The sequence below is a fragment of the Rhodopirellula maiorica SM1 genome (assembly GCF_000346295.1).
Classification (GTDB): Bacteria; Planctomycetota; Planctomycetia; order Pirellulales; family Pirellulaceae; genus Novipirellula; species Novipirellula maiorica.
This window is the reverse complement of sequence record NZ_ANOG01000843.1, coordinates 1-6,174: the sequence shown is the minus strand read 5'-3', so window position 1 is coordinate 6,174 and position 6,174 is coordinate 1. Positions and strand designations below refer to the sequence as shown.

The 6,174-nt window shown below is 56.1% G+C and carries 5 protein-coding genes and 1 pseudogene; 4 read left to right on the top strand and 2 right to left on the bottom strand.

Annotated features, from left to right (window positions below; translation table 11 throughout):
- Positions 1–416 (bottom strand): 4'-phosphopantetheinyl transferase family protein (locus RMSM_RS27155; protein ID WP_390173501.1); only part of this gene is annotated, 416 nt, incomplete at its 3' end.
- A 213-nt stretch (positions 417–629) separates the two neighbouring features.
- Between RMSM_RS27155 and RMSM_RS42125 the strand changes: the two genes are divergently transcribed.
- A complete protein-coding gene (locus RMSM_RS42125; protein ID WP_201767083.1) occupies positions 630–1,136 on the top strand; it encodes a hypothetical protein in 507 nt (168 codons plus the stop codon).
- 15 nt (positions 1,137–1,151) lie between these two features.
- Here RMSM_RS42125 and RMSM_RS27145 read toward each other — a convergent pair whose 3' ends face one another.
- Entirely contained in the window at positions 1,152–2,624 is a 1,473-nt protein-coding gene (locus RMSM_RS27145; protein WP_008704479.1) for a bifunctional folylpolyglutamate synthase/dihydrofolate synthase, read from the bottom strand.
- Between the two features lie 298 nt (positions 2,625–2,922).
- On the opposite strand from RMSM_RS27145, the gene RMSM_RS27140 reads away from it, so the two are divergent.
- The 3 genes and pseudogenes from RMSM_RS27140 to RMSM_RS27130 form a co-directional block, all read left to right on the top strand.
- Positions 2,923–3,900 carry an ABC transporter ATP-binding protein gene (locus RMSM_RS27140; protein ID WP_008704475.1) on the top strand — a complete coding sequence of 326 codons (978 nt, stop codon included), beginning with the start codon at positions 2,923–2,925 and terminating at the stop codon, positions 3,898–3,900.
- Positions 3,897–5,792: an ABC transporter permease gene (locus RMSM_RS27135; protein WP_008704473.1), complete on the top strand. Its 1,896-nt coding sequence runs from the start codon at positions 3,897–3,899 to the stop codon at positions 5,790–5,792. The genes RMSM_RS27140 and RMSM_RS27135 overlap by 4 nt, the downstream gene beginning before the upstream one ends.
- Positions 5,789–6,174, top strand: a pseudogene (locus RMSM_RS27130) (IRE (iron responsive element)); the annotation flags it as partial. The gene RMSM_RS27135 and the pseudogene RMSM_RS27130, both read left to right, overlap by 4 nt.

Here is a 6,174-nt window from a genome sequence, read left to right as displayed (position 1 = left end):
GTACGCCGCTCGAGGCGTTCCACATCGACTCCGAGCAGTTGATGTTTCGCATGACCGATCCCGCACAGCACCAGACCATCGGTGTGCGCGATGTTGAATGGAGTCGAAATTTCGGCTGGTGATTTGACGGCGGGTTTGCCATGTTGCAGACAGCAGAACTCAATCGACTTAGGCGATACGTTGGCTGCGCCCGAGAATTGGCCGAGCAGGTGACGGGCCATCCCGCGTCCGACAATGTGTTGGTTACGGCTGGTCATCACGCGGAACCGATTGGCCCGCTCGCATTCGGATTCATCGAGCCATTGATGACAGTACGTTTCGATCGGGCCGGGGAGTGCGGAGGAGCTGGTCGCATGCCAAACGCGAACAACCGCTTCGTTGTTTGGGCCGTTCGATGAAGCACGCGCGGAGGACATCGCAGGTAGACGAGCAGAGGAGTGAGATGAGGGAAGCATGGCCATTATTTTCGTCAAAACCGCGATAGGCGAAAGGAGTGCTAGAGTCGCCGTAATCGAAATCGATTGAAAAGGTTCAATGAGGGCCGGGGTGAGCGGTCGATTCAATGATAACCGTATCCTCCGGGCCGAAGAGTTAGTGGACACCGTTTTCTTGGGTGACGAATGCAAACGATGATTTTAGCCCAAATGCAGCAGGCTCAGCTATTGATGTTGGCCGGGTTTGTGATGTTGGGGTGGGTGCTAGCGCGCCGCCAGATCGCGTTGCGGAAACGGGTCAGCCAAGATTCGCGGGCCGCCAACCGGGAACTCAAAGCGATCCAGAAACGCAAAGATCCTGTGGCCCCCCTTTCGGATGCGCCGGTCGAAACCCAGCGTTGGCAGGTGGCGATGTTTGACCTGCAGCGTGAATTGACCGCCGAACTGGATACCCGCATTGCAGTCGTACAGACGCTGTTGCGGCAATTAGACGAGCGGATCGAGACGCTCGCCAAAGTTCAGACGAATGGTTCTACCGCCGATATCGATGCAGTTGCTGAGACACAGGCGGTGTTGCAGCTGCGGATCGCGGCGCTAAGTCACTCGGGGATGACGACTCAGCAGATCAGCGAGAAGCTCGCGATGCCGATCGGTGATGTCGAACTGCTGCTTGGTTCCAGCCCGGTCTCGCAAAATGAATAACGTGCCTATGGTGTCTTAATCGGTTCCAAGACGCTGCAGACCCAGGATCCACTGTCGCGCTTCGGCCGCCAGAAAGAACGAACCGCAAATCACCAAGGCACCGCCGGGGCTGGCCAGTTCCCGTCCGCGTTGACACGCATCGATCGCATCCGCAATGACGTGCGTGCGAAGATGCGGGACACCATCAGGCCGATTGGTTTCAGGCCGGTCTGCGTTGGGCACCATCGCTAACATCTCCGCAGGCTCGCGGTAGCGTGGGTTGCCGCTGTATTTGGTCAGCACCAAGTGTGTCGCCATGGGAGCCAAGGCTGCCAGCATCGGTTCGGCGGACTTATCCCGGCTGGTTCCGAAAACAATCGTGATTTGGCGGTCGGGCAGACGGTCGTTGATCGTTTTGATCAAAGCGGCGACCGAATCTTCGTTGTGAGCGGCATCGACAATCGCGATCACGTCATCGCTTAAGTGGAAACGTTCGATACGTGCAGTGCAGTTCAGCGAGGCTAAACCCGAGGCAAAAGCCGTTTCAGGGATCGAAAGCCCCGATCCGGCTAACAGGTCAGCGACGGCGATTGCCACCGCGGCGTTGCGAGCCTGATGATCTCCCTCCATCGCCAGCGTCATTTCATGGGAATTGCAAAGCGGGGCAGTGCGACCCTGGTAGCACAATTTTGATCCCCAATCGCAGTTCGGCTCGATCGAAATGACAAAGTCGCCCGTCGATGACGTTGTGACGCTAGCGGGCTCCCCATCTGGGTTGACTGTTTCCCCTAATTGGTAAAGTGGGGCGTTTCGGTCTGCGGCCGTCTTTCGGATGACCTCGATCGCTTCGGGGCGGGCGACACTCGAGACGACGGAAACATTGGGTTTGATGATTCCCGCTTTTTCGGCTGCGATTTCGGCGATCGTGTTGCCCAGCACGTGTTGGTGGTCGAGTCCGATGCTGGTGATCGCGGTCACCGACGATGAAAACACATTGGTGCTGTCGAGTCGTCCGCCGAGCCCGACTTCTAAAATGATGGCATCACACGCTTGGGACTGGAAATGCAGCATCGCCATCGCCGTGGTAAGCTCGAAAAACGTTGGTCCCGAGCCGGCTTCTCGGTCCATCTCTTCGACCACGCTGCGAATCCGATCGACCAAGCTGACGATTTCGTTGGCGGAGCACGGAACATGATCGATCCGAAAACGCTCTTCCAGGTCGTTTAGATGGGGCGAGGTGTACAGCCCGGTGCGATATCCCGCTTTGCTGAGAATTCCGGCGACCATGGCTGCGGTCGATCCTTTGCCCTTGGTGCCGGCAATATGGACAAGCGGAATCGGGGGATTGGGTGAATTTACGTGGACATGATCGCCCAATCCGATTCGTTCGGCCAATTCTGCCATCCGGCGCAGCCGAAACGGGTACCTTGCCGGTGTGGTCGAAATCCGTTCGTAATTGATCCGCTCGTACAGAAAACGGAGCGAGTCTTGGTAGCCAGGGGCAGTCATGAACGTGAGACGACGCGAGACGAGGGATGCGGCCGACGGAGGCACTGCGGCTCTGGCTTCCGAAGCCAGAGCGTGTTTTTTAGGCTTTTCGGTAGCGGATTGGCAATCCGTGATGCGTCGCTTGTCCGGTTTTGGCAGTGTCCACCACAAACCTGACGGTTTCCATCGTTAAAAAATCGAACCCTTTCCAGCACGACGCCGTAACGTAAAAACCTTTGGAACCCGGCATTTTATTCCCCGGGATTTCAAATCGTTACGATCCCATTTTTCTTCTTCTCAACACAGAAAGCGTTTGCTCGTGGATACCGATGCTACTGCGGTCGCTGAGTCTGCCGGCCAACCCGCTCCGAATAGTTCTGCGGACACCGATTCGGGGGTGGTCATTGAAACCCGAAACCTGAGCAAGATCTACCGCGACTTTTGGGGCCGAAAGAAGGTCCACGCGCTCAAATCGCTCGATATCGAAGTCCGCCGCGGCGAAATCTTCGGTCTGCTCGGTCCCAACGGTAGCGGCAAATCGACAACGATCAAATTGATCCTTGGGTTGTTGTTCCCAACCAGCGGCCGAGTGCTTGTGTTTGACAAGGACGCGACCGAAACGAGTAAAAACGAACGGATCGGCTACCTGCCCGAAGAATCGTACCTATACAAATTTTTGACAGCCGAGGAAACGCTCGATTTCTACGGCCGGCTGTTCAATATGTCGGGCGCTCAACGAAAGAAACGCGTCGAAGAATTGATCAAGTTGGTGGGGCTGCAAGGCGCCAAACACCGCCAGCTTCGCGAATACAGTAAAGGGATGACGCGCCGAGTCGGTTTGGCTCAGGCGTTGATCAACGATCCTGACCTGATTCTGTTGGACGAACCAACCACCGGGCTCGACCCAATCGGGACCCGCGAGATGAAGGATTTGATCCTGGCACTGCGTGACCAGGGCAAGACGGTTCTGTTGTGCAGCCACCAATTGGCGGACGTGCAAGACGTTTGCGACCGGGTTGCGATTCTGCATCAAGGCGAGTTGAAGGAACTCGGGCGGGTTACGGATCTGTTGAAGGTCCAAGACATCACCGAAGTCCACGCACGCGGATTGAGCGACGCGGCCAAGTCCGAGATCGCCGATGTGATCAAACGGCATGGCGGTACGGTCGAATCGATCGACAATCCAACCGCGACAATGGAAGACCTGTTCTTGAATATCGTTCGTGAAAGTGAAAGCCGACCCGGAGCACGTCGCGTGACGAGCGAAAGTGATGTGACGGAGGAAGCCGGTCAATGACGCTACAACCTGAGGATTTCTGGTCATTTTATGAATGGCTCGTCCGTCCCAACGCGTTCCTCGAAAGTGCGTTGCTGCAAGGCATCGTGTTGTTCGTGCTCGCGATCGTGTTGGGATTGATCGTTGGATACATGGTCTCGGCCGCCCGCTATGGGCCGAGCGAAGGTTTTTACGCGGTCGCACGTACGGTTCGCGATCTGATTCGCTTCGATTTGCCTGGCACCTCGGCCCGCCGCGTGATGGCGCTGGCCCGTTTGGCGTTCAAGGAAGCGATTCGGCGAAAAGTCTTGTTCGTGGTCGGTTTGTTTGTCGTCGGCTTGTTGTTAGCCGGTTGGTACTTGAACCCCGAAAGCGATGATCCGGCGCGGCTGTACATTAGCTTTGTTTTGACCGCAACGAACTACCTGATTCTCGCCTTGGCGTTGTTCATTAGTGCGTTTTCGCTGCCGGCGGATATCAAGAGCAAAACGATCTATACGATCGTCACCAAACCGGTGCGTCCCACCGAAATTGTGCTCGGCCGCATGCTCGGCTTTGTCGCCGTGGGAACGATGATGATGGTTCCGATGGGATTGGCGAGTTACTTGTTCGTCACCCGTGGTTTGCGTCACACGCACCTCGAAGTGACCGATGTTCGCGAGCTCAGCAATGGCCGACTCGAAGGCGAAACCGACTACATTCGTGGCCACAAGCACACCTTTTCGATCGATCCTGATTCCGGAGGCCTGGGGCTGACGGACATGGTTCGTGGGCACCGCCACGTGGTTACTCAGGCCGACGACGGCTCGTTCACGATTGGACCGGCAACCGGTGCCCTGCGTGCTCGGATTCCATCCTACGGTGAGGTCCAGTTCTACGATCGTCAAGGCGATAAAAAGGACGCCGGAATCGACGTGGGGAACGAAAAGGTCCAAGAGGGTTACGGAAGTGCGGGGATCGCACGTTTGGTCGGAGTGACCCAGGGGCCACGTCGCGCTGAACATGGCTATATCGAAGGCGGAACCTTGGGGGTTGCCGAGTTCACGTTTTCGAATGTGACTCCGGAACGTTATCTCGAAGGACTGCCGTTGGACATGTCGATTCGAGCTTATCGCTCGTTCAAAGGCGACATCGTGACCGGGATTCGTGGTTCGATCACGATGAAGCATCCCGATAAAGCGATCAGCAGCAACCCGATCACCTTTATTGTCGACGAGTACACGGTCGACGAAAAATTGTTGCCGCTCAATATCGAAGGCACCGATGGCAACGAAACGCGAATGTTGAATGTGTTCGACGATTTGGTGGACGAGAACGGTCAAATGATCGTGCAAATTCGTTGTTTGGACCGTAGCCAATACCTCGGGGTGACCAAGAGTGGCGTTTACTTGCGTCCGGGTGAGAACAGTTTTGCTTGGAACTTGACCAAGGCCTACATCTCGATCTGGTTGCAGATGACAATGATCATCGCATTTGGGGTGATGTTCAGTACGTTCCTCAGCGGTCCGGTGGCGATGGTGGCGACCGCGGTGTGCGTGTTGCTCGGATTCTCGGCCGAACAGGTCTACGACACTCGCTACTACATCGATTCGGGAATCGAGCGAGGTGGAGGGCCGATCGAGTCGGTGGTTCGTATTCTGAAACAGGATGCGATGACGACTCAGTTGGACGTCGATGCGTTGGCTGGGAAGGTGATCAAGGCGGTCGATGCCGGGATTGTCTATACGCTTGACGCGATCGCGACCGCACTGCCGAACTTGCCCAAGATGGTCAGTACGGCGGAGTATGCCGCCAGCGGTTTCGATATCTTTGGTGCGTTGTTGGCACGCCATGCCGCCGCAACGCTTGGCTATTGCATTTTGGCATTTGTTGTCAGTTACTTCTTCTTGAAATCGCGTGAGATCGCGGCATGAACCGAACTACTGTCCTCAGTCGCAAACTTATTTACCTCGTCATCTTGTTGGCCATGGTGGTCCCTTTGTACATGCTCGGGCAACCGAGCGGTGGCAGCGGGGATACCGGCGGTCAGCTAACCGAGATGCGGGATAAGTTTAATATCGCCGAAAGCGACCTTGGCGAAATCAGTCCGGCCAGCGAAACCATGAAGCTTGCTTCGTTGGGCCTTCGCGGTGTGGCCGCAACGCTGCTTTGGAACAAGGCGCATCACTACAAAGTGCTGCACGAGTGGGATCGTCTGAAGGCGACGCTTAATAACATCGCACTGCTGCAACCTCACTTTGACAAAGTTTGGGAGCATCAAGCTCACAACCTTGCCTACAACGTTTCGACTGAGTT

Bases quoted from the DNA above. Each gene is read 5' to 3' on its own strand.
- RMSM_RS42125 (WP_201767083.1), top strand. From the start codon at position 630: ATGATTTTAGCCCAAATGCAGCAGGCTCAGCTATTGATGTTGGCCGGG.
- RMSM_RS27145 (WP_008704479.1), bottom strand. From the start codon at position 2,624: ATGACTGCCCCTGGCTACCAAGACTCGCTCCGTTTTCTGTACGAGCGG.
- RMSM_RS27135 (WP_008704473.1), top strand. From the start codon at position 3,897: ATGACGCTACAACCTGAGGATTTCTGGTCATTTTATGAATGGCTCGTC.